This is a genomic window from Streptococcus vestibularis, from assembly GCF_900636445.1.
Lineage (GTDB): Bacteria > Bacillota > Bacilli > Lactobacillales > Streptococcaceae > Streptococcus > Streptococcus vestibularis.
This window is the reverse complement of sequence record NZ_LR134275.1, coordinates 1,092,708-1,112,126: the sequence shown is the minus strand read 5'-3', so window position 1 is coordinate 1,112,126 and position 19,419 is coordinate 1,092,708. Positions and strand designations below refer to the sequence as shown.

The following is a 19,419-nucleotide window of genomic DNA, read 5'->3' as shown; positions in this document are numbered from 1 at the left end:
CTAGTCAATGTAATGAAGTTTTCCTCGGAAGTCTTCAAGAGTTTCGTAACCTTTTTCTTCCATGATTTCTTTGAGTTCTTTAGTAATACGGTCAAAAATAGCGACACCTTCTTTTTGAAGTGCAGTACCAACTTGTACCATACTTGCGCCACAAAGGATGTGTTCAAAGGCATCACGACCAGATTTGACACCACCAGTACCAATGATTTGGATTTCAGGTTTCAAGCGTTGGTAGAAAGCATGAACGTTTGCCAAGGCAGTAGGTTTGATATAGTCACCTCCGATACCCCCAAAACCATTTTTAGGTTTGATGACAACAGATTCATCTTCAATGTAAAGTCCATTACCAATAGAGTTCACACAGTTAACGAAGACAAGAGGGAATTGGTTGAAAACAGCAGCTGCTTGATCAAAGTGTACAATATCAAAGTATGGTGGTAATTTCACACCAATAGGTTTCGTAAAGTAAGAAAAGACTTCAGTTAGGATCTCGGTTGTTGTTTCAAAATCGTAAGCAATTTGAGGTTTACCTGGAACGTTAGGACATGAAAGATTGAGTTCAACGAGCCCCTCATAGTCGCTATCTTGAACCTTCTTAAGAATAGTGTGTGTTTCTTCTGGCGAGAGCCCCACTAGTGAGAGGAAATGTTTTTTTGTATTGGGTTGATTTTGCAATTCAATGACATAGTCAAGATAGTATTCAAAACCGTTATTTGGCAATCCCATTGAGTTGATTGAACCAAGGGGTACATTGACATAACGTGGTTCAGGATTACCAGGGCGGGCCTCAAGTGTTCCTGTTTTTGTGACGAATGAACCAGCAGCTGAAGTTTCAACCTCTGCCAATTCTTCCTTAGTCATGCAGTAAACACCAGCAGCATTCATAAGACAGTTATCAAACGTAAATTGGCCAACTTTTGTAGCAGTAGAAACCATAATATCCTCCTTAGAGATCACAAAGTAAAATGTTACTATTTTCATCCCATTTTAGCATGAAAGAAGGCCTAAAACAAGGAAATAATGGATAGGTATAAACTTCTGACTTAAACTTCCGCTTAGTTCCAATTTGACAAAGGAAAGAAGCAGTAGAATTTTACAGAATTTTGGGATTTTGCTAGCTTTTTCAAGGTTTTTTGGGTAGAATAGATAGAGTAAATGGGTATAACCCAAAATAAAAAGGAGACATAACTAATGGTAAAATTGGTTTTCGCTCGCCACGGTGAGTCTGAATGGAACAAAGCTAACCTTTTCACAGGTTGGGCTGACGTAGATCTTTCTGAAAAAGGTACTCAACAAGCTATCGACGCTGGTAAATTGATCAAAGAAGCTGGCATCGAATTTGACCAAGCATACACTTCAGTATTGAAACGTGCGATCAAAACAACTAACCTTGCACTTGAAGCATCTGACCAACTTTGGGTTCCAGTTGAAAAATCATGGCGCTTGAATGAACGTCACTACGGTGGTTTGACTGGCAAAAACAAAGCAGAAGCTGCTGAACAATTTGGTGATGAGCAAGTTCACATCTGGCGTCGTTCATACGATGTATTGCCTCCAGCAATGGATCGTGATGATGAGCACTCAGCACACACTGACCGTCGTTACGCTTCACTTGATGACTCAGTAATTCCAGATGCTGAAAACTTGAAAGTTACTTTGGAACGTGCCCTTCCATTCTGGGAAGATAAAATCGCTCCAGCTCTTAAAGATGGTAAAAACGTATTCGTAGGTGCACACGGTAACTCAATCCGTGCCCTTGTAAAACACATCAAACAATTGTCAGATGACGAAATCATGGATGTTGAAATTCCAAACTTCCCACCATTGGTATTCGAATTTGACGAAAAATTGAACGTTGTTTCTGAATATTACCTTGGAAAATAATTATAAAAGATAAAAGGCGGGATTTATTCCGCCTTTTTTTGAGAACTGACTCTCGGTTCGTCTCATTTTGTAAGGTGAGATGAACCGAGGAGATAATTAGTCTAGAGTTTCGATATACTCCAGTCCCCAACTTTCAATGGCATCTAGGACACCTTGAAAGTTTCTACCCATTTCAGTTAGACTGTATTCAACCCGTGGGGGAACTTCAGCATAGACTTTACGCTCCACGATTTTATCCTTCTCGAGCTGTCTGAGGTGTCGTGTTAGAATGGTTTGGGTAATGCCAGGAATTAGACGTTGTAGTTCATTAAAACGCTTAGTCCCCGTACTGAGTTGATAGATGATGACTAGAGCCCATTTGCCTGTTAGTACACGCTGCGTCGTGGCAAAAGGACAAATTCCGTATTCACTGACTTTGGTTACCATAATTCCTCCAAATTTTTTAAAATTATTCTCTTATTTGACAATAATAGTATCGTATTTGATACTAGATAACAATAAAGTGCCTACTTGTCTTTTTGTTAGTAAGTGATAATATTATATCATAAATAAAAGAAACGAGGAGTAACTCATGTCAGTAAATTTAGAAATTTTTAACGCGTATAACAATGGTCTTATAACAGGTGATTTTCCAGCTGTTTTTGAGACTATGGCAGATGATATCATCTGGCACCAGCCAGGTCAGCATAGTAATTCCGGTACAGTTGTTGGAAAAGAAGCACTTGGAGCACACTTGGCTCAATTTTCAGAAAAAACAAACGGTACCTTCAAAGTATTGACTAACTGGGTGTCTGAAAATATTGACCTTGTAGCAGCCAATGTGACCTTTGTCGGAACTCGCCCAGACGGCGAGGAACTCAACATGAATGGTATTGATCTTTTTCGCATGGATGATGGAAAGATCAAGGAAGTTTGGCTCTTTTCATCAGATCAAGCAGTAGAAGATGCTTTCTGGGGTTAGACAGTAAATTAATCTATAATCTGAAATGAAATTTGATTTATGGATCGTGATGATGAGCACTCAGCACACACTGACCGTCGTTACGCTTCACTTGATGACTCAGTAATTCCAGATGCTGAAAACTTGAAAGTTACTTTGGAACGTGCCCTTCCATTCTGGGAAGATAAAATCGCTCCAGCACTTAAAGATGGTAAAAACGTATTCGTAGGAGCACACGGTAACTCAATCCGTGCCCTTGTAAAACACTTCAAAGACTTGTCTGATGACGAAATCATGGACGTTGAAATTCCAAACTTCCCACCATTAGTATTCGAATTTGATGAAAAATTGAACGTTGTTAACGAATACTACCTCGAAAAATAAGCTGAGATAGGTAGTTATCATTAACAAATAAAAAGTTGACTTTGGTCAGCTTTTTTGTTTTTCTGAAAAAAATTGTAAAAAACGGTCAGAAAAGTCAGTCAATTCAGTAATTTTTCCTTGACTTTCAAGTTGGAAAGATGTATCATATTAGTCAAGATACATCGAAAGGAAATCAGTCAAATGACATTCGCAACTACAACAACTTTGCTATTGCGTAATGAGGGCTAGTGCAAAAGCATTAGTCCTGTTTGGCTTACCAAGCGGGAGGTAAAAACATCTCGCTTGGGTTTCCGAGTGAGATGTTTTTTTACTACTATCGTTTTTACTTTTAGAAAGAGGAATGTCTATGCGTAAAGTTGAATTTTTTGATACAAGTCTTCGTGATGGGGAACAAACACCAGGTGTTAACTTTTCAATCAAAGAAAAAGTTGCCATTGCTAAGCAACTTGAAAAATGGGGAATTTCTGTAATCGAAGCAGGTTTTCCTGCAGCTAGCCCAGATTCATTTGAGGCAGTAAAACAAATTGCGGAAGCTATGACAACAACTTCTGTTACTGGTTTGGCTCGTTCAGTAAAATCTGATATCGATGCTTGTTATGAAGCTTTGAAAGATGCTAAGTATCCACAAATTCATGTCTTTATCGCAACAAGCCCAATTCACCGTGAATTCAAATTTAATAAATCAAAAGAAGAAATTCTTGAAATTGTAAAAGAGCATGTGTCATATGCACGTTCAAAGTTTGAAGTTGTAGAGTTTTCACCAGAGGATGCTACTCGTACAGAGCTTGATTTCTTGACTGAAGTTGTTCAAACAGCAGTTGATGCTGGTGCATCATATATTAATATTCCTGATACAGTAGGATTTACGACTCCAGAAGAGTTTGCGCGTATTTTTGATCATTTGACTGAAAATATTAAATCAGACCATAAAGTTGTCTTTGGTGTTCACTGTCACGATGACCTCGGTATGGCAACTGCAAATACTTTGACAGCAATTAAACACGGTGCTGGACGTGTACAGGGAACTGTTAATGGTATCGGTGAACGTGCGGGTAATGTTGCTCTTGAAGAAGTAGCTGTTGCTTTGAAAATTCGTGAAGACTTTTTCCAAGCAACAAGTGATATTGTTCTTAATGAAACAATGAATACTTCAGAGCTTGTTTCTCGCTTCTCTGGAATTCCTGTTCCTAAAAATAAAGCTGTTGTTGGTGGGAATGCCTTCTCTCACGAATCTGGTATCCACCAAGATGGTGTTCTTAAGAACCCACAAACTTATGAAATTTTCACACCAGAATTGGTAGGTGTGAAGAGTAACAGTCTTCCTCTTGGTAAATTGTCAGGACGTCATGCCTTTGTTGAAAAATTGAAAGAACTTGAGCTTGACTTTGTGGAAGAAGATATCAAACCACTCTTTGCCAAATTTAAAGTCTTGGCTGGGAAAAAACATGATATTACTGATGCAGATATTCGTGCACTTGTTGCTGGTACAAGTGTAGATAATCCAGAAGGCTTCCACTTCCAAGATCTTCGCTTGACAACTAATGCTGATGAAACAATTACTGCTACAGTAAGCTTGGTTAATGAAGATGGTGAATCTGTTGAATTTTTGGCAAATGGCCAAGGGTCAGTTGAAGCTATCTTCAATGCTATTGACAAATTCTTCAACCAAACAGTTCGCTTGACTTCTTATAATATTGACGCAGTAACTGATGGTATTGATGCGCAAGCGCGTGTACTTGTAACTGTCGAAAATGTAGATACAGATACTATTTTCAATGCATCTGGTTTGGACTTTGACGTCTTGAAAGCATCAGCAATTGCCTATATTAATGCGAATACGCTGGTTCAAAAAGAAAATGCTGGTGAGATGGCACGAAAAGTTTCTTACCGTGACCTTCCATAAGCCTAAGAGGAGTTAAACATGACAAAAAAAATTGTAACACTTTCAGGTGATGGAATTGGACCTGAGATTATGGCAGCGGGTCTTGAAGTTCTGGATAAAGTAGCTTCAAAAATTGGATTTGATTACGACATCGATGCTAAACCATTTGGTGGTGCTGGCATTGATGCTGAGGGTCATCCACTTCCTAAGTCAACTTTGGATGCTGCTAAATCAGCAGATGCTATCCTCTTGGCTGCAATTGGTGGACCTAAATATGACAATGCGCCAGTTCGTCCTGAACAAGGACTTTTGGCCATTCGTAAAGAGTTAAATCTCTTTGCTAATATCCGTCCTGTCCGCATCTTTGATGCTTTGAAACACTTGTCACCTCTTAAGCCTGAGCGTATTGAAGGCGTAGATTTTGTCGTTGTTCGTGAGCTTACGGGCGGTATTTACTTTGGTGAGCATATTCTTGAAGAAGATAAGGCTCGTGATATCAATGATTATTCAGCAGATGAGATTCGTCGAATCATGCGTCGTGCTTTCAAGATTGCTCAAGGTCGTGGCAAAAAGGTCACTAGCATTGATAAACAAAATGTCTTGGCAACTTCTAAATTGTGGCGTAAGGTTGCTGATGAAGTTTCTTTGGAGTTTCCAGATGTAACTCTTGAACACCAACTCGTTGATAGTGCCGCAATGATTATGATTACCAACCCAGCTCGTTTTGACGTAGTTGTGACAGAAAATCTTTTTGGGGATATCTTGTCTGATGAATCAAGTGTTCTTCCAGGAACTTTAGGTGTTATGCCATCTGCCAGTCACTCTGAAAATGGTCCAAGTCTTTATGAACCAATCCACGGTTCGGCACCAGACATCGCTGGTCAAGGTATCGCCAACCCAATTTCAATGATTTTGTCAGTAGCTATGATGTTACGTGAAAGTTTTAATGAAACTGAAGGGGCAGAATTGATTGAAAATGCTGTTGATAAGACCTTGAATCAAGGCATCTTGACACGTGATTTGGGTGGTCAGGATTCGACTGCTGAAATGACAGCAGCTATTATTGGCAATCTCTAACATCATGACACTGAAATTAGTGTTACTAAGTGTTTTGTTGGTGTGGAATCTAGTCGTCTTATCCGTTTATGGACTTGATAAACATAAGGCTATTCAACATAAGAGACGGATTTCTGAGAAGTCATTATTATTGCAGACTATTATCTTTGGTGGTATTGGTGCCTTTCTAGGTGGGAGACTATTTAGACATAAAATTAACAAATGGTACTTTAAGTTCTGCTGGCTTTTAGGGATTGTTATAGATGTCGTTCTTTTATACCTTATTCTAACAAGACTTTCGGATTAGCTAATCCTTAGATTATATTTGGAGTATTTTATGAGCGGAAAATCAATTTTTGATAAACTATGGGAACGCCATGTAATTGCAGGTGATGAGGGGCAACCCCAACTTATGTACGTGGACCAACATTATATTCATGAAGTGACTAGTCCTCAAGCTTTTCAAGGTCTTCGTGATGCTGGACGTAAAGTAAGGCGTCCAGATCTGACTTTTGGGACCTTTGACCATAATGTTCCAACTGTGAATATCTTTGATATTAGAGATGTTATTTCTAAGGCACAAATTGATAAACTTGCTGAAAATGTCATTGAGTTTGGTATTGACAATGCGCCACATGGTTCGGATAAGCAAGGAATCGTACATATGGTTGGTCCAGAAACAGGACGTACGCAACCAGGTAAGTTTATTGTTTGTGGGGATAGCCACACAGCTACCCACGGTGCCTTTGGAGCTATAGCCTTTGGTATTGGAACGAGCGAGGTTGAGCATGTCTTTGCTACACAGACACTTTGGCAAGTCAAGCCTAAAAAGATGTTGGTAGAATTCACTGGGAAACCTCAGAAAGGGATTTATTCAAAAGATTACATTCTCGCCTTGATTGCTAAATATGGGGTTGCTTGTGGAGTGGGTTATGTTGTAGAGTACCGCGGTGAGGCAATTGACCGTTTAACTATGGAAGAACGCATGACAATCTGTAATATGTCGATTGAATTTGGTTCGAAAATGGGAATTATGAATCCAGACCAAGCAACATATGATTATATGCGTGGTCGAGAATGTGTTCCTGAGGATTTTGATGCAGCAGTAGCTGACTGGAAGACACTAGTTAGTGATGATGATGCGGAATACGATAAAGTCATTCGTATGGATGTTTCTGAGTTGGCACCAATGGTCACATGGGGGACTAATCCATCTATGGGAGTAGATTTTGATACGCCTTTCCCTGAAGTTCGAGATATGAATGATGAGCGTGCATACCATTATATGGATCTTCGTCCGGGTCAAAAAGCAGAAGACATTGATCTTGGGTATATCTTTATTGGGTCTTGTACTAATGCTCGCTTGAGTGACTTGCAGTTGGCAGCCAGATTTGTTAAAGGTAAGAAGATTGCCCCTAATTTGACAGCTATTGTGGTTCCAGGTTCTAGACCTGTTAAACAAGCTGCAGAGAAAATTGGGTTGGATAAGATATTTAAAGATGCCGGTTTTGAATGGAGAGACCCAGGATGCTCGATGTGTCTTGGAATGAATCCAGATAAAGTTCCTGATGGGGTCCACTGTGCTTCAACAAGTAATCGAAATTTTGAGGATCGACAGGGGTTTGGAGCAAAAACACACCTTTGCAGTCCTGCAATGGCAGCGGCAGCAGCTATCGCCGGACGTTTCGTTGATGTTCGCCAAATGCCAGAAGTACAATAAGGAGGAAACATGGAAAAATTTACCATTTATACCGGGACGACAGTTCCATTGATGAATGATAACATCGATACCGACCAGATTCTTCCCAAACAGTTTCTCAAACTGATTGACAAAAAAGGTTTTGGAAAATATTTAATGTATGCTTGGCGTTATAAAGATGACAAATATACTGAGGATCCTGATTTTGTTTTTAATCGACCTGAATATCGTAAAGCAACTATTTTAATAACAGGTGATAATTTCGGTGCAGGTTCATCTCGTGAACATGCTGCGTGGGCCCTAGCTGACTACGGATTTAAAGTTGTTATTGCAGGTTCCTTCGGAGACATTCACTATAATAATGAACTTAATAATGGGATGTTACCAATTGTTCAACCGATAGAAGTACGTCAAAAATTGAAACAATTAAAACCTACTGATGAAGTGACGGTAGACTTAGAACAACAAAAAATTATTTCACCGGTTGGTGAGTTCACTTTTGAAATTGATGGTGAATGGAAACATAAACTTTTAAATGGATTAGATGATATAGGGATTACCCTGCAGTATGAGGATTTGATCACCGAGTACGAAAAACATCGTCCAAGCTATTGGCAGTAATAGTCTTATATTTTCGAATATTCCGAAAATTACTTGCCTGATAACTATGAACATGATAAAATATATGTATTATAAATTAGATGGAGAACACACATTATGACTAAACATGTCCAATGGGATGGTAACCTTAACCAAGAAGGTTTTGAAATTCTTAAAGGTGAAGGTGGATGTATCGTTACACCAACTAAAGTTGGTTACATTATTATGACTAGCGATAAAGCTGGTTTGGAACGTAAATTCGAAGCTAAAGAACGTAACCGTAACAAACCAGGTGTTGTTCTTTGCGGAAGCATGGATGAGTTGCGTGCATTGGCACAATTGACTCCTGAAATTGATGCATTCTATCAAAAGCACTGGGATGAAGATATCCTTCTTGGATGTATTCTTCCGTGGCGTGAGGATGCTTACGCAAAACTCCAAGCATTTGGTGATGGCCGTGAAGAGCTTATGACTGATGTACGTGGAACATCATGTTTCGTTATTAAATTTGGTAAAGCTGGTGAGCAAATTGCCAAAGAAATGTGGGAAAAAGAAGGCAAGATGGTTTACGCTTCATCAGCAAACCCTTCAGGTAAAGGTAACCGTGGTAAGGTTGAAGGTATTGGTGAACGTATTGAAAATGCTGTTGACCTTGTCATCGAAGCTGATGAATACGTTGCGTCAATTCAGCCTGATAAAACTGTTGAAACACGTTATGAACAAGGGGTTATGGTATCAATGGTTGATGCAGATGGTAAATTAATTCCTGAACAAGGTGAGGGAAGCCGTTCAGTAGAACCATGTCCAGTAGTTATCCGTAAGGGGCTTGATATAGATAAAATTATGATGCACCTTTCAGACCACTTTAATTCTTGGAACTACCGTCAAGGTGAGTATTATTAAGAAAATAATGTCTTCAAGAAAGCAGGACCTCTGGTTCTGCTTTTAATATTCTTAAAAACTTGTGATATAATACTATTTGAATAGGTTTCTTTGATTTTTTCTAGAAAACTAAATTATTATTTGACAAAAAATAATTTTGAAAGGAGGCCCTCATGTTTGCACAATTGGATACAAAATCAGTATATAGTTTCATGGACAGCGTTGTAGATTTAAACACCTATGTAAAACGTGCCAAAGAGCTTGGTTATCAAAGTATAGGTTTGATGGATCGTGATAATCTCTATGCTGCCTATCATTTTGCCCAGCTTGCAATCAGAAATGGTTTACGTCCCTTGATTGGAATAGAAGCTAATTTATTCTATGATGGGAGAAAAATTCCCTTTCGCCTATTAGCTAAAAATAATCAAGGCTATAAAAATTTGATGAAGTTGGCGACAGAGCTCTCCTCAGGGCAGCGGGAGTTTACGCCTTTTTCAGACTATCTGAATGACATCGCCCTAATTATTCCAAGTGAGGACTGGGAGCCAGGGATGACTCTTGGTTCAGAGGTTTTTATTGGGGTAAGGCCAGAAGATGCTGGTAAAGAGTTCGATTATCCTGTGGTTCCTTTACATACAGTGCGTTATTTTGAAAATGCAGATCGCTCGACTATCCAGACGTTACATGCCATCTCACAAAATGTGTCCTTGTCTGAGGTCTCCATCTGCCCTATGAATCAGCTTCTTTTCTCGCCTCAAGAAATGGAAAGTGCATATAGTGATATTCCAGAGGCTTTGAACAATTTGGAGCAACTTGTTTCAGATGTCTCTTATCAATTTGATACAAATCTCAAGCTTCCTCGTTTTAATCGTGATATGCCAGCAGTTGACCAATTACGTCAATTAGCTCAATCTGGATTGGATAGTAAAGCGTTAAGAGAACCAGTTTATCAGGAACGTTTAGACAAAGAATTATCTATCATTCATCAGATGGGATTTGATGATTATTTCTTGATTGTCTGGGACTTATTACGCTTTGGGCGTAGCCGTGGTTATTATATGGGAATGGGGCGTGGCTCTGCTGCAGGAAGCTTAGTGGCCTATGTCCTTGATATTACTGGAATTGATCCCGTTAAAAATGACTTGCTTTTCGAGCGTTTCCTAAATGAAGAGCGTTATAGCATGCCTGATATTGATATTGACTTGCCCGATATCTATCGAAGCGAGTTTCTTCATTATGTTAGGGACCGTTATGGTAGTAAACACTCTGCTCAGATTGTTACTTTTTCAACCTTTGGAGCTAAGCAGGCTATTCGAGATGTTTTTAAACGTTTTGGTGCTAAAGAATTTGAACTGTCCCAACTAAGTAAAAAGATTTCTTTTCGTGACAATCTGACTTCTGTCTATGAGAAGAATATGTCATTTAGACAGTTGATTAATCAGAGACAGGAATTTCAGAGGGCTTTTGAAATTGCTAAGGCTATTGAAGGCCAGCCAAGACAAACCTCTATACATGCTGCAGGTATCGTGATGAGCGATGATGACCTGACCAACCATATTCCTCTTAAGGCAGGTGAGGACATGATGGTTACACAGTACGATGCCTCCGCAGTCGAGGACAATGGTTTGCTTAAGATGGATTTCTTGGGGCTTCGAAATTTGACCTTTGTTCAAAAAATGAGGGAGAAGCTTGAAGAAGAACAAGGAATCGCTATTGATATCAAATCCATTGACTTGGAAGATTCACAAACCCTAGCGCTCTTTGCCAGTGGTAAGACAAAGGGGATTTTTCAGTTCGAGCAGGCAGGTGCTATAAATCTCCTTAAACGGATTAAACCTACTAAGTTTGAAGAAGTAGTAGCGACTACCTCTCTTAACCGTCCAGGAGCTAGCGATTATACAGATAATTTTATCGCTCGTAAATCTGGTAAGGAGAAAGTTGATCTCATTGACCCAGTGGTTGCTCCAATTCTTGAACCTACCTATGGCATCATGCTTTATCAGGAGCAGGTTATGCAGATTGCCCAAGTATTTGCAGGCTTTACACTCGGAAAAGCCGATTTGCTTCGTCGAGCGATGTCTAAAAAAGATGCCAATGAAATGTCTAAGATGTCTGAAGAGTTCATGGAAGGAAGTCGTCAATTGGGACGTGACCCTCAGATTGCTAAACGTCTCTTTAGTATGATGGCTAAATTTGCAGGTTATGGTTTTAATAGAAGTCATGCCTATGCTTATTCAGCCCTAGCCTTCCAATTAGCTTATTTTAAAACGCATTATCCTCAGATATTCTATGACGTCATGTTAAATTATTCGTCAAGTGATTACATTAAGGATGCCATTGAAAATGGCTTCTCCCTAGCTAGCCTCGATATTAATAGGATTCCCTATCTGGACAAGATTTCAGATGGAAAGATTGTTTTGGGACTTAAGACAATAAAAGGCTTGCCAAGAGATTTTGCCCTTTGGATTATTGAGGAACGCAAACAAAATGGCAAATACATTTCTATAGAAGACTTTTTGACACGTATTCCTAGCAAATATCAGAAAGTCGATATTCTGACTCCTCTCATCCAAATTGGTTTGTTTGATATCTTTGAACCAAATCGTCAGAAAATCATTGGTAATTTAAGCAACCTCTTTACTTTTGTGAACGAGTTAGGAAGTTTGTTTGCAGAGTCCTCTTATTCTTGGGTGGAGTATGAAGACTATAGTCAGACAGAACGCTACAGTATAGAGCAGGATTTACTAGGCGTTGGGCTTAGTACACATCCATTACATTTAGCTCAAAAAATGACATCACGGCCCTACCAACCAATTTCTGAGTTGGCTTTGAACAGTAAGGCTACAGTTTTGGTTCAGCTTGAATCAGTTCGCATTATCAGAACGAAAAAGGGAGACCAGATGGCTTTTCTAAGCGTTTTTGATGGGGTAAATAAACTGGATGTCACTCTTTTTCCAGAAACTTATTTCTATCATAAAGATAAGTTAAAAGAAGGTGGTCTCTTTTATCTAGAGGGACGAACTCAGGAGCGCGACGGACGTCTTCAATTAATTTTGTCAAATATAGAGGAGGCTAGTACTGAGCGTTTTTGGATTTTACTAGAGAATCATAATAAAGATTTAGAAGTTTCTCAAATTTTAGCCAAGCATCCTGGACATATTCCTGTGGTTATTCGTTATCAGGGAAGCAAGGAAACGATAGTTAGTCAACGATATAAAGTGTCTAAGAACGAAGAACTCAGTAGGGAATTAGCACCCTTAGTGTTGAAAACGGTTTTACGTTAAAAAAAACGATAAAACTTTTCAAATTTAAAGCCATTTAGAATTCTTTGTGTTATAATGAAAATGTTAAATATATAAAAGGAGTATCAGGAATAATGAAACGTATTGCTGTTTTGACTAGTGGTGGAGATGCCCCTGGTATGAACGCTGCCGCTCGTGCAGTTGTTCTCAAAGCAATTTCTGAAGGAATTGAAGTATTCGGCATTAACCGTGGATACGCTGGTATGGTTGAAGGAGATATCTTCCAACTTGATGCCAAAGGCGTAGACAACATCCTCAGCCGTGGTGGTACTTTCCTTCAGTCTGCTCGCTATCCTGAGTTTGCCCAACTTGAGGGTCAACTTAAAGGTATTGAGCAACTTAAAAAACATGGAATCGAAGGTGTAGTAGTTATTGGTGGAGATGGTTCTTACCATGGTGCTATGCGTTTGACTGAACATGGTTTCCCAGCAGTTGGTCTTCCAGGAACTATCGATAACGATATTGTTGGTACAGACTATACAATTGGATTTGATACAGCTGTTGCAACTGCAACAGAAGCCTTGGATAAAATCCAAGATACTGCTTTCAGTCATGGACGTACTTTTGTCGTTGAGGTAATGGGACGTAACGCTGGTGATATCGCTCTTTGGGCTGGTATTGCTTCTGGTGCAGATCAAATTATTGTACCTGAAGAAGAGTACGACATCAATGAAGTTGTTCGTAAAGTTAAAGAAGGTTACGAATCAGGTGCTAAAACTCACCATGTAATCGTACTTGCTGAAGGTGTTATGGGTGCAGAAGAATTTGCAACTAAAATGAAAGAGGCTGGAGACACTTCAGATCTTCGTGCAACAAACATTGGACACGTGGTTCGTGGTGGTACACCAACTGCGCGTGACCGTGTTCTTGCTTCATGGATGGGTGCGCATGCGGTTGACCTCCTTAAACAAGGTATTGGTGGTGTAGCTGTTGGTATCCACAATGAAGAGCTTGTTGAGAGCCCAATCCTTGGTACGGCAGAAGAAGGCGCTTTGTTCAGTCTTACTGAAGACGGTAAAATTATCGTTAACAATCCACACAAAGCTCGTCTTGACTTTGCAGACCTTAACCGTTCATTGTCTAACTTGAACTAATCTCAGTTACTTAAATTATTGTTAATCCGTCGCTAAGGCGACAAAAAATATAAGGGAGATTTATTTATCATGAATAAACGTGTAAAAATCGTTGCAACACTTGGTCCTGCGGTTGAAATCCGTGGCGGTAAAAAATTTGGTGAAGATGGTTACTGGGGTGAAAAACTTGACCGTGAAGCATCTGCTAAAAACATTGCTCAATTGATCAAGGAAGGTGCCAACGTTTTCCGTTTCAACTTCTCACATGGTGACCACGCTGAACAAGGTGAACGTATGGATGTCGTTCGTATGGCAGAAGACCTTGCTGGTCAAAAAGTAGGTTTCCTTCTTGATACAAAAGGACCTGAAATCCGTACAGAATTGTTCGAAGGTGATGCTAAAGAGTATGCATACAAAACTGGTGAACAAATTCGTGTTGCTACTAAACAAGGTATCAAATCAACTCGCGACGTTATCGCTTTGAACGTTGCAGGCGCACTTGACGTTTTTGACGATGTAGAAGTTGGTAAACAAGTTCTTGTCGATGATGGTAAACTTGGTCTTCGTGTTGTAGACAAAGATGCTGAAAAACGTGAATTCATCGTTGAAGTTGAAAATGATGGTATCATCGCTAAACAAAAAGGTGTAAACATTCCTAACACTAAAATCCCATTCCCAGCACTTGCTGAAAGAGATAATGACGATATTCGTTTCGGTCTTGAACAAGGTCTTAACTTTATCGCTATCTCATTTGTGCGTACTGCAAAAGACGTACAAGAAGTTCGTGCTATCTGTGAAGAAACTGGTAATGGACATGTTAAATTGTTGGCTAAAATCGAAAACCAACAAGGTATTGAAAACATTGATTCAATCATCGAAGCTGCTGATGGTATCATGATTGCACGTGGTGACATGGGTATCGAAGTTCCATTTGAAATGGTTCCAGTTTACCAAAAAATGATCATCACTAAAGTAAACGCTGCTGGTAAAGTTGTTGTTACAGCTACTAACATGCTTGAAACAATGACAGAAAAACCACGTGCAACTCGTTCTGAAGTATCTGACGTATTCAACGCAGTTATCGATGGTACAGATGCTACAATGCTTTCTGGTGAGTCTGCAAATGGTAAATACCCAGTTGAATCAGTTCGTACAATGGCTACAATTGATAAAAACGCTCAAACTCTTCTTAAAGAGTATGGACGTCTTGATTCATCAACATTTGACCGTTCAACTAAGACTGAAGTAGTTGCGTCTGCAGTTAAAGATGCTACTAACTCAATGGATATCAAACTTGTTGTTGCGCTTACTGAATCAGGTAACACTGCTCGTTTGATTTCTAAATACCGTCCAGAAGCTGATATCTTGGCTGTAACATTCGATGAAATTACTCAAAAATCATTGATGCTTAACTGGGGTGTTATTCCAGTAGTTACTGAAAAACCAAGCTCAACTGATGATATGTTTGATGTTGCTGAAAAAGTTGCATTGGAATCAGGTCTTGTAGAATCTGGTGATAACATTGTTATCGTTGCTGGTGTTCCAGTAGGTACAGGTGGTACAAACACTATGCGTATCCGCACAGTAAAATAATTTAAGTTATACTTAAATATAAAGGGCTCTTTTCTACCATTTGTCAAGTCTATCAAGGCTTTAAGTAAAAAAAGAGATAAGACAGTATCTATTCTGAGGTTACTGTCTTATTTTTAACACTTTTTGATCTATAAATGGGCATGCTAAAAAAACACCTCATCTGGTATTTTTTGAAACAAGGTGTTACAATAATACGGTATAGACAGCCTTATCGATTTTGGGTCAAAGAGTAATCGTAAAGTTTGTTATGCGTAATGAGGTAATACATTGTTCGAATGAGACGATGTATAGAGGCAATCGTATGTGGCTTAGTTGAAGCTATTGTCGATTGTCTTTTTCGTTTCTCATAAAAGTCAGCGATATGGCAGGGATTGGTATGACTAGCTGAAGCGATGTTGTGAATGCACTTGAACAAGATTTTTCTGGCATAGGGATTCCCTCGTTTAGTGATGTGTTCCTTGGCGAGAAAGTTCCCAGATTCATAGTGTCTCAGGTCAATGCCAATAAAAGCGTTGATTTGATTGGTAGACTGAAAGCGACGAATATCTCCCAATTCGCCAATGATAGATGTCGCTGTGGCTTCTGCGATGCCAGGAATTGACCGTAAGATGTCATACTCTGGTAAAGGCTGAGCTAGAGCTACCATGTCGTTTAAGACAACTTGTCTGCGTTCAGAAAGACGAAGCAACTCTTGAGCATAGTAACGAACCTCTTCAAGCATTGGAGAGGTTTTCTTGACCGCACAAAAAGATTGTTTAGCGAGTTTTATAAGTTTATCAGTTAGGTAAGCAATACGCTTTTCAGAGATGCGTTTGGAGGTAGATTGACGGATAATCTCACACAAGTTACTTTGAGATAGGCTTAATACAAACTCTTTGCATGGAAAAGCCATCACTAAGTTCCAATATTGCTCTCCAGTAGGTGTGGATAATAGATTTTCCAATTCAGGAAATGTGACTTGTAGGACCTTGTGCAGACGGTTTTTAGTTCGAACAAGATCTTCTGTCATATTTTGATAGAAACGGCTTAAATCACGCAGGTGTTGATAAACTTCTTCCTGCACGTAAGTTGGTTTACGATTGTGCACAAGCTGAGATTTAGCCAGCTTTTCAGCGTCAATTTTATCTGTTTTACGAACTCGCAGACTGTCCAATTGCTTCTTAGCTTCCAGTGGATTTAGCCGTGTGTAAGCGTAACTATATTCCTCAAGAAAGGCTTGAAGACGTCGAGAATAGACGCCTGTAGCCTCAAATATAATCTCAGGGTTATGAACAGTTTTCAAGTCGCCCAACAGGCGATTGAATCCAATGGTATCATTGAGTATGGTGTAGCCATGAACCTTCTCACCATTGACTAAAATGGCCACCTCAGAACTTGTTTTACTGACATCAATTCCAAATACTGCACGCATGACATTACCTCTTTTGTCTTGAATAATTCCATGTTTTAGTGATTTTATTTTCAATACGCGACGTTTAGCGTCCTACATACTTTGATCAAACTCCACCTAAAACAAGGTGTCTTGCCAGTTTGTCAACTGTAGTGGGTGACGAAAAGCTAACATCTAGAGAGGACCTGATAGGTCTTCTCTTTTTTTATGTTCAGAGTGATGAAGACACGTTTCTTAAAGTTGATGAAGTTTCTAAAACCGAAGCCCAACCGTTTGATGTCTTTAATCAACTTGTTGGTAGCTTCCAGTTTTGCGTTTGAATAGTCTGTTTCTAGTGCATTTTGGATGTATTGTTTGTGTCTAAGAAAAGTTCTAAAGACCGTTTGAAAATAGTGATTGACTTTGCTTCTATTTTCCTCTATCAGCTCAAAGAATTCATCTACTCTCTTCTCCTGAAAGTGAAAAAGCAAAAGCTGATAGAGGTTATAATAATTAGCGAGTTCCTCTGAGAAATTCAATGTCTTCTCAACAACTTCATGTGGTGCTAAAGTTTGGCGGAAAGTCTTTGAATAAAAAGAGTTGAGAGATAGTTTACGGCTGTCCTTTTGGAAAAGTCGCCAATGATTTTTCAAGGCTCGATAGGGTAGTGACTTCTTATCAAACTGGTTCATAATGGCAATTCTTGTCTTTAAAAAGGCTCGACCAAGGTGCTGGATGATGTGGAAACGATCAAGAACGATTTTAGCGTTTGGGAAAAGTTTTTTGGCTAGTGGAATATAAGCCCCAGACATATCCATCGTGATAAACTGCACCTTTTGTCGAGCTTTCAATGGATACTTCAAAAAGTAGTTTCGTATAGTGGTTTGACGGCGATTATCAAGGATAGTTATGAGTTTGTTTGTCTCATAGTTTTGTGCCACAAAAGCTAATTCCCCTTTCTTGAACCCAAACTCATCCCAGGACATAACAGCTGGGAGTTTATCAAAATGTTCCTTGAAAGAAAACTGATCAAGCTTACGATAGACAGTGGATGTCGATACACGAAGTCTTCTGGCAATATCCGTTAGTGACACCTTCTCAGTTAGGAGTTGTGTAACCTTTTGTCGGACCAGATTAGAGATTTGGCAGTTTTTCTCAACGATTGATGTCTTAGCCACCGTGTTCTCCTACAACTTTTACACTGAAACCGACGTTTCTTCAGACGTAGCAGTGTCGGTATTCCCGCTTGCTCGAGAAGAGGGATTTTAGAAGGTCTTTGAAAGTCATATTTAATCATCTTTCCTTGGCAATGAGGGCATGGTGGTGCAGGATAATCCAGTTTTGCTTGAATCTCGATATGAGTATCCGTTTCAAAAACAAGAGAAATAATGATGTTAGGGTCTTTAATTCCGATTAATTCTGTGGTGTTCTTAATAAGTCTCATAAGTTCTTCCTAATGATGGTTTGGTTGCTTTTCATTATAGTTCTTATGGGACTTTTTGTGTACACTTAAAAAGCTCTATAATCTCTACAGTGGTTTTACCCACTACAGAAATTATAGAGCCTTTTATATTTTATTTAACTATAAAATTTATCTAGTGGAATATGCTATATAGATTATCTTTGAGGAAGTGGATTAATGGGGGGATATAAAATGGCTGAGTTGGTTATAAATGAGTATTATGATAAATTACATGATTTTTCGTTGAATCTTAGCTTTTATTTTGATTGTAAAATCCTAGAAGATTCAGGTATAGCTGTAATAGTATAGACTTTACACTCCTATTTTAAGTAGCTAGCTAAATTGAATTGCTTAAGATAATTTGCCTAGAAATATATTGTTTTAGCTACATTTATTTTAAGAGTGTATACGAAATTTGTTAAAGCTCCTAGAAACTTTCAAAAAGACACTAAAGAGACGTTTTATGAAGTTGACTATAATGATTAGGATTTAGAAATTTAAACATTTCCCTTGAATTCATTTTTCTAAGGTTAATTAATGTAATTGCTTTCTTCGAAATAATGAAACTTTAAAATTATTTTTTTTGGACAATTTTAAATACTGGTAAACATATGCATATATTTTATATAGACTTGGATAAAGTTATATTTATACAAAAAATAAATTATCTTTACTGATCGTGTTAGAATGTTAAACGATTAATATTTTAAAATACTTTTAATCTCATTGAGGGGTAGGATACTTAAATGTTAAGTGTGGAGGATTACCAAAGTGGGTAAAGATTTATTAAATAATTGTTTAAGTCGATTTTCAATTCGTAAACTCAATGTAGGCGTGTACTCTGTCTTACTTGGAACTTGGTATTGATAACAAAGTTTTAGCAGATGAGTTAACTACAGAAGTTCAAACAGCTGGTGTAGCAAGTGCCGCTACACCTATTAGTCAAGATGCACAACTATATAGTACATTGGCATTAATGATTGCGAACGAAGCAACAAGTGAAACTGCACCCTCAGTTACAGATAGCCAAGCAAGTGCTAAAACTGAACCTTTTCAATCTACAGATAACGGTAGTGGAACTGCTAAATCGATGGATTTATCAAGTCAAACATCAGAAGCCAAGAATCATGAATCATCTTCTACAGCTCAAGCCTCATTAGAGAATTTGGTAGTTGCTAACGGTTTGACAAATACTTCAGCTCTTTCTGCAAGTAATGAATTAGAGGCAACTGAGGCAGCCATAATGAATACTGAATCAGATTACTGATAACAACGGCTATACAACTGATTGAG

At 38.7% G+C, this 19,419-nt stretch carries 16 protein-coding genes and 2 pseudogenes; 14 read left to right on the top strand and 4 right to left on the bottom strand.

Annotated features, from left to right (window positions below):
* On the bottom strand, nt 1-936 hold the full coding sequence (locus EL076_RS05685; protein ID WP_126429612.1) for a dihydroorotate oxidase: 936 nt from the start codon (nt 934-936) through the stop codon (nt 1-3).
* A 255-nt stretch (nt 937-1,191) separates the two neighbouring features.
* Between EL076_RS05685 and EL076_RS05680 the strand changes: the two genes are divergently transcribed.
* Nucleotides 1,192-1,884 (top strand): phosphoglycerate mutase, encoded by a 693-nt coding sequence (locus tag EL076_RS05680; RefSeq protein ID WP_000240128.1) that lies wholly within the window; start codon nt 1,192-1,194, stop codon nt 1,882-1,884.
* A gap of 96 nt (nt 1,885-1,980) precedes the next feature.
* On the opposite strand, the gene EL076_RS05675 is transcribed toward EL076_RS05680, so the two are convergent.
* Nucleotides 1,981-2,310: a winged helix-turn-helix transcriptional regulator gene (locus EL076_RS05675; RefSeq protein ID WP_126429610.1), complete on the bottom strand. Its 330-nt coding sequence runs from the start codon at nt 2,308-2,310 to the stop codon at nt 1,981-1,983.
* 145 nt (nt 2,311-2,455) lie between these two features.
* On the opposite strand from EL076_RS05675, the gene EL076_RS05670 reads away from it, so the two are divergent.
* From EL076_RS05670 to pyk, 11 genes and pseudogenes are all read left to right on the top strand, one after another.
* Nucleotides 2,456-2,845, top strand: coding sequence for a nuclear transport factor 2 family protein (locus tag EL076_RS05670; RefSeq protein WP_002890784.1), 390 nt, complete (start codon nt 2,456-2,458; stop codon nt 2,843-2,845).
* 39 nt (nt 2,846-2,884) lie between these two features.
* Nucleotides 2,885-3,208 (top strand): annotated as a pseudogene (locus EL076_RS05665) (2,3-bisphosphoglycerate-dependent phosphoglycerate mutase); the annotation flags it as partial.
* A 346-nt stretch (nt 3,209-3,554) separates the two neighbouring features.
* Complete coding sequence (locus tag EL076_RS05660; protein WP_126429608.1) at nt 3,555-5,111, top strand: 2-isopropylmalate synthase; 1,557 nt, start codon at nt 3,555-3,557, stop codon at nt 5,109-5,111.
* 18 nt (nt 5,112-5,129) lie between these two features.
* Nucleotides 5,130-6,167: a 3-isopropylmalate dehydrogenase gene (gene leuB, locus EL076_RS05655; protein WP_126429606.1), complete on the top strand. Its 1,038-nt coding sequence runs from the start codon at nt 5,130-5,132 to the stop codon at nt 6,165-6,167.
* A 4-nt stretch (nt 6,168-6,171) separates the two neighbouring features.
* Entirely contained in the window at nt 6,172-6,453 is a 282-nt protein-coding gene (locus tag EL076_RS05650) for a DUF1294 domain-containing protein (RefSeq protein ID WP_003096988.1), read from the top strand.
* A 30-nt stretch (nt 6,454-6,483) separates the two neighbouring features.
* Entirely contained in the window at nt 6,484-7,866 is a 1,383-nt protein-coding gene (gene leuC, locus EL076_RS05645) for a 3-isopropylmalate dehydratase large subunit (protein ID WP_003092639.1), read from the top strand.
* A 9-nt stretch (nt 7,867-7,875) separates the two neighbouring features.
* A complete protein-coding gene (gene leuD / locus EL076_RS05640) occupies nt 7,876-8,466 on the top strand; it encodes a 3-isopropylmalate dehydratase small subunit (protein ID WP_126429604.1) in 591 nt (196 codons plus the stop codon).
* Between the two features lie 96 nt (nt 8,467-8,562).
* On the top strand, nt 8,563-9,348 hold the full coding sequence (locus EL076_RS05635; protein WP_003092717.1) for an L-threonylcarbamoyladenylate synthase: 786 nt from the start codon (nt 8,563-8,565) through the stop codon (nt 9,346-9,348).
* A 152-nt stretch (nt 9,349-9,500) separates the two neighbouring features.
* Nucleotides 9,501-12,611: a DNA polymerase III subunit alpha gene (locus EL076_RS05630; RefSeq protein WP_126429602.1), complete on the top strand. Its 3,111-nt coding sequence runs from the start codon at nt 9,501-9,503 to the stop codon at nt 12,609-12,611.
* Between the two features lie 92 nt (nt 12,612-12,703).
* Nucleotides 12,704-13,723: a 6-phosphofructokinase gene (pfkA, locus tag EL076_RS05625; protein ID WP_126429600.1), complete on the top strand. Its 1,020-nt coding sequence runs from the start codon at nt 12,704-12,706 to the stop codon at nt 13,721-13,723.
* 69 nt (nt 13,724-13,792) lie between these two features.
* Nucleotides 13,793-15,295 carry a pyruvate kinase gene (gene pyk, locus EL076_RS05620; protein ID WP_126429597.1) on the top strand — a complete coding sequence of 501 codons (1,503 nt, stop codon included), beginning with the start codon at nt 13,793-13,795 and terminating at the stop codon, nt 15,293-15,295.
* Between the two features lie 208 nt (nt 15,296-15,503).
* On the opposite strand, the gene EL076_RS05615 is transcribed toward pyk, so the two are convergent.
* Entirely contained in the window at nt 15,504-16,706 is a 1,203-nt protein-coding gene (locus tag EL076_RS05615; RefSeq protein ID WP_126429321.1) for an IS110 family RNA-guided transposase, read from the bottom strand.
* 153 nt (nt 16,707-16,859) lie between these two features.
* Nucleotides 16,860-18,108: pseudogene (locus EL076_RS05610) on the bottom strand (ISL3 family transposase).
* A gap of 771 nt (nt 18,109-18,879) precedes the next feature.
* Between EL076_RS05610 and EL076_RS10565 the strand changes: the two are divergent.
* Together EL076_RS10565 and EL076_RS10090 are read left to right on the top strand one after the other, a co-directional pair.
* Entirely contained in the window at nt 18,880-18,993 is a 114-nt protein-coding gene (locus EL076_RS10565) for a YSIRK-type signal peptide-containing protein (RefSeq protein WP_082311353.1), read from the top strand.
* Nucleotides 18,977-19,393, top strand: a complete 417-nt coding sequence (locus EL076_RS10090; RefSeq protein ID WP_197716133.1) for a hypothetical protein — start codon at nt 18,977-18,979, stop codon at nt 19,391-19,393. Before EL076_RS10565 ends, EL076_RS10090 begins: the two co-directional genes overlap by 17 nt.
* Nucleotides 19,394-19,419: the final 26 nt, after the last annotated feature.

Bases quoted from the DNA above. Each gene is read 5' to 3' on its own strand.
- EL076_RS05680 (WP_000240128.1), top strand. From the start codon at position 1,192: ATGGTAAAATTGGTTTTCGCTCGCCACGGTGAGTCTGAATGGAACAAA.
- EL076_RS05685 (WP_126429612.1), bottom strand. From the start codon at position 936: ATGGTTTCTACTGCTACAAAAGTTGGCCAATTTACGTTTGATAACTGT.
- pfkA (WP_126429600.1), top strand. From the start codon at position 12,704: ATGAAACGTATTGCTGTTTTGACTAGTGGTGGAGATGCCCCTGGTATG.
- pyk (WP_126429597.1), top strand. From the start codon at position 13,793: ATGAATAAACGTGTAAAAATCGTTGCAACACTTGGTCCTGCGGTTGAA.
- EL076_RS05675 (WP_126429610.1), bottom strand. From the start codon at position 2,310: ATGGTAACCAAAGTCAGTGAATACGGAATTTGTCCTTTTGCCACGACG.
- EL076_RS05670 (WP_002890784.1), top strand. From the start codon at position 2,456: ATGTCAGTAAATTTAGAAATTTTTAACGCGTATAACAATGGTCTTATA.
- EL076_RS05660 (WP_126429608.1), top strand. From the start codon at position 3,555: ATGCGTAAAGTTGAATTTTTTGATACAAGTCTTCGTGATGGGGAACAA.
- EL076_RS05630 (WP_126429602.1), top strand. From the start codon at position 9,501: ATGTTTGCACAATTGGATACAAAATCAGTATATAGTTTCATGGACAGC.
- EL076_RS05635 (WP_003092717.1), top strand. From the start codon at position 8,563: ATGACTAAACATGTCCAATGGGATGGTAACCTTAACCAAGAAGGTTTT.
- EL076_RS05650 (WP_003096988.1), top strand. From the start codon at position 6,172: ATGACACTGAAATTAGTGTTACTAAGTGTTTTGTTGGTGTGGAATCTA.
- EL076_RS05615 (WP_126429321.1), bottom strand. From the start codon at position 16,706: ATGCGTGCAGTATTTGGAATTGATGTCAGTAAAACAAGTTCTGAGGTG.
- leuC (WP_003092639.1), top strand. From the start codon at position 6,484: ATGAGCGGAAAATCAATTTTTGATAAACTATGGGAACGCCATGTAATT.
- leuB (WP_126429606.1), top strand. From the start codon at position 5,130: ATGACAAAAAAAATTGTAACACTTTCAGGTGATGGAATTGGACCTGAG.
- leuD (WP_126429604.1), top strand. From the start codon at position 7,876: ATGGAAAAATTTACCATTTATACCGGGACGACAGTTCCATTGATGAAT.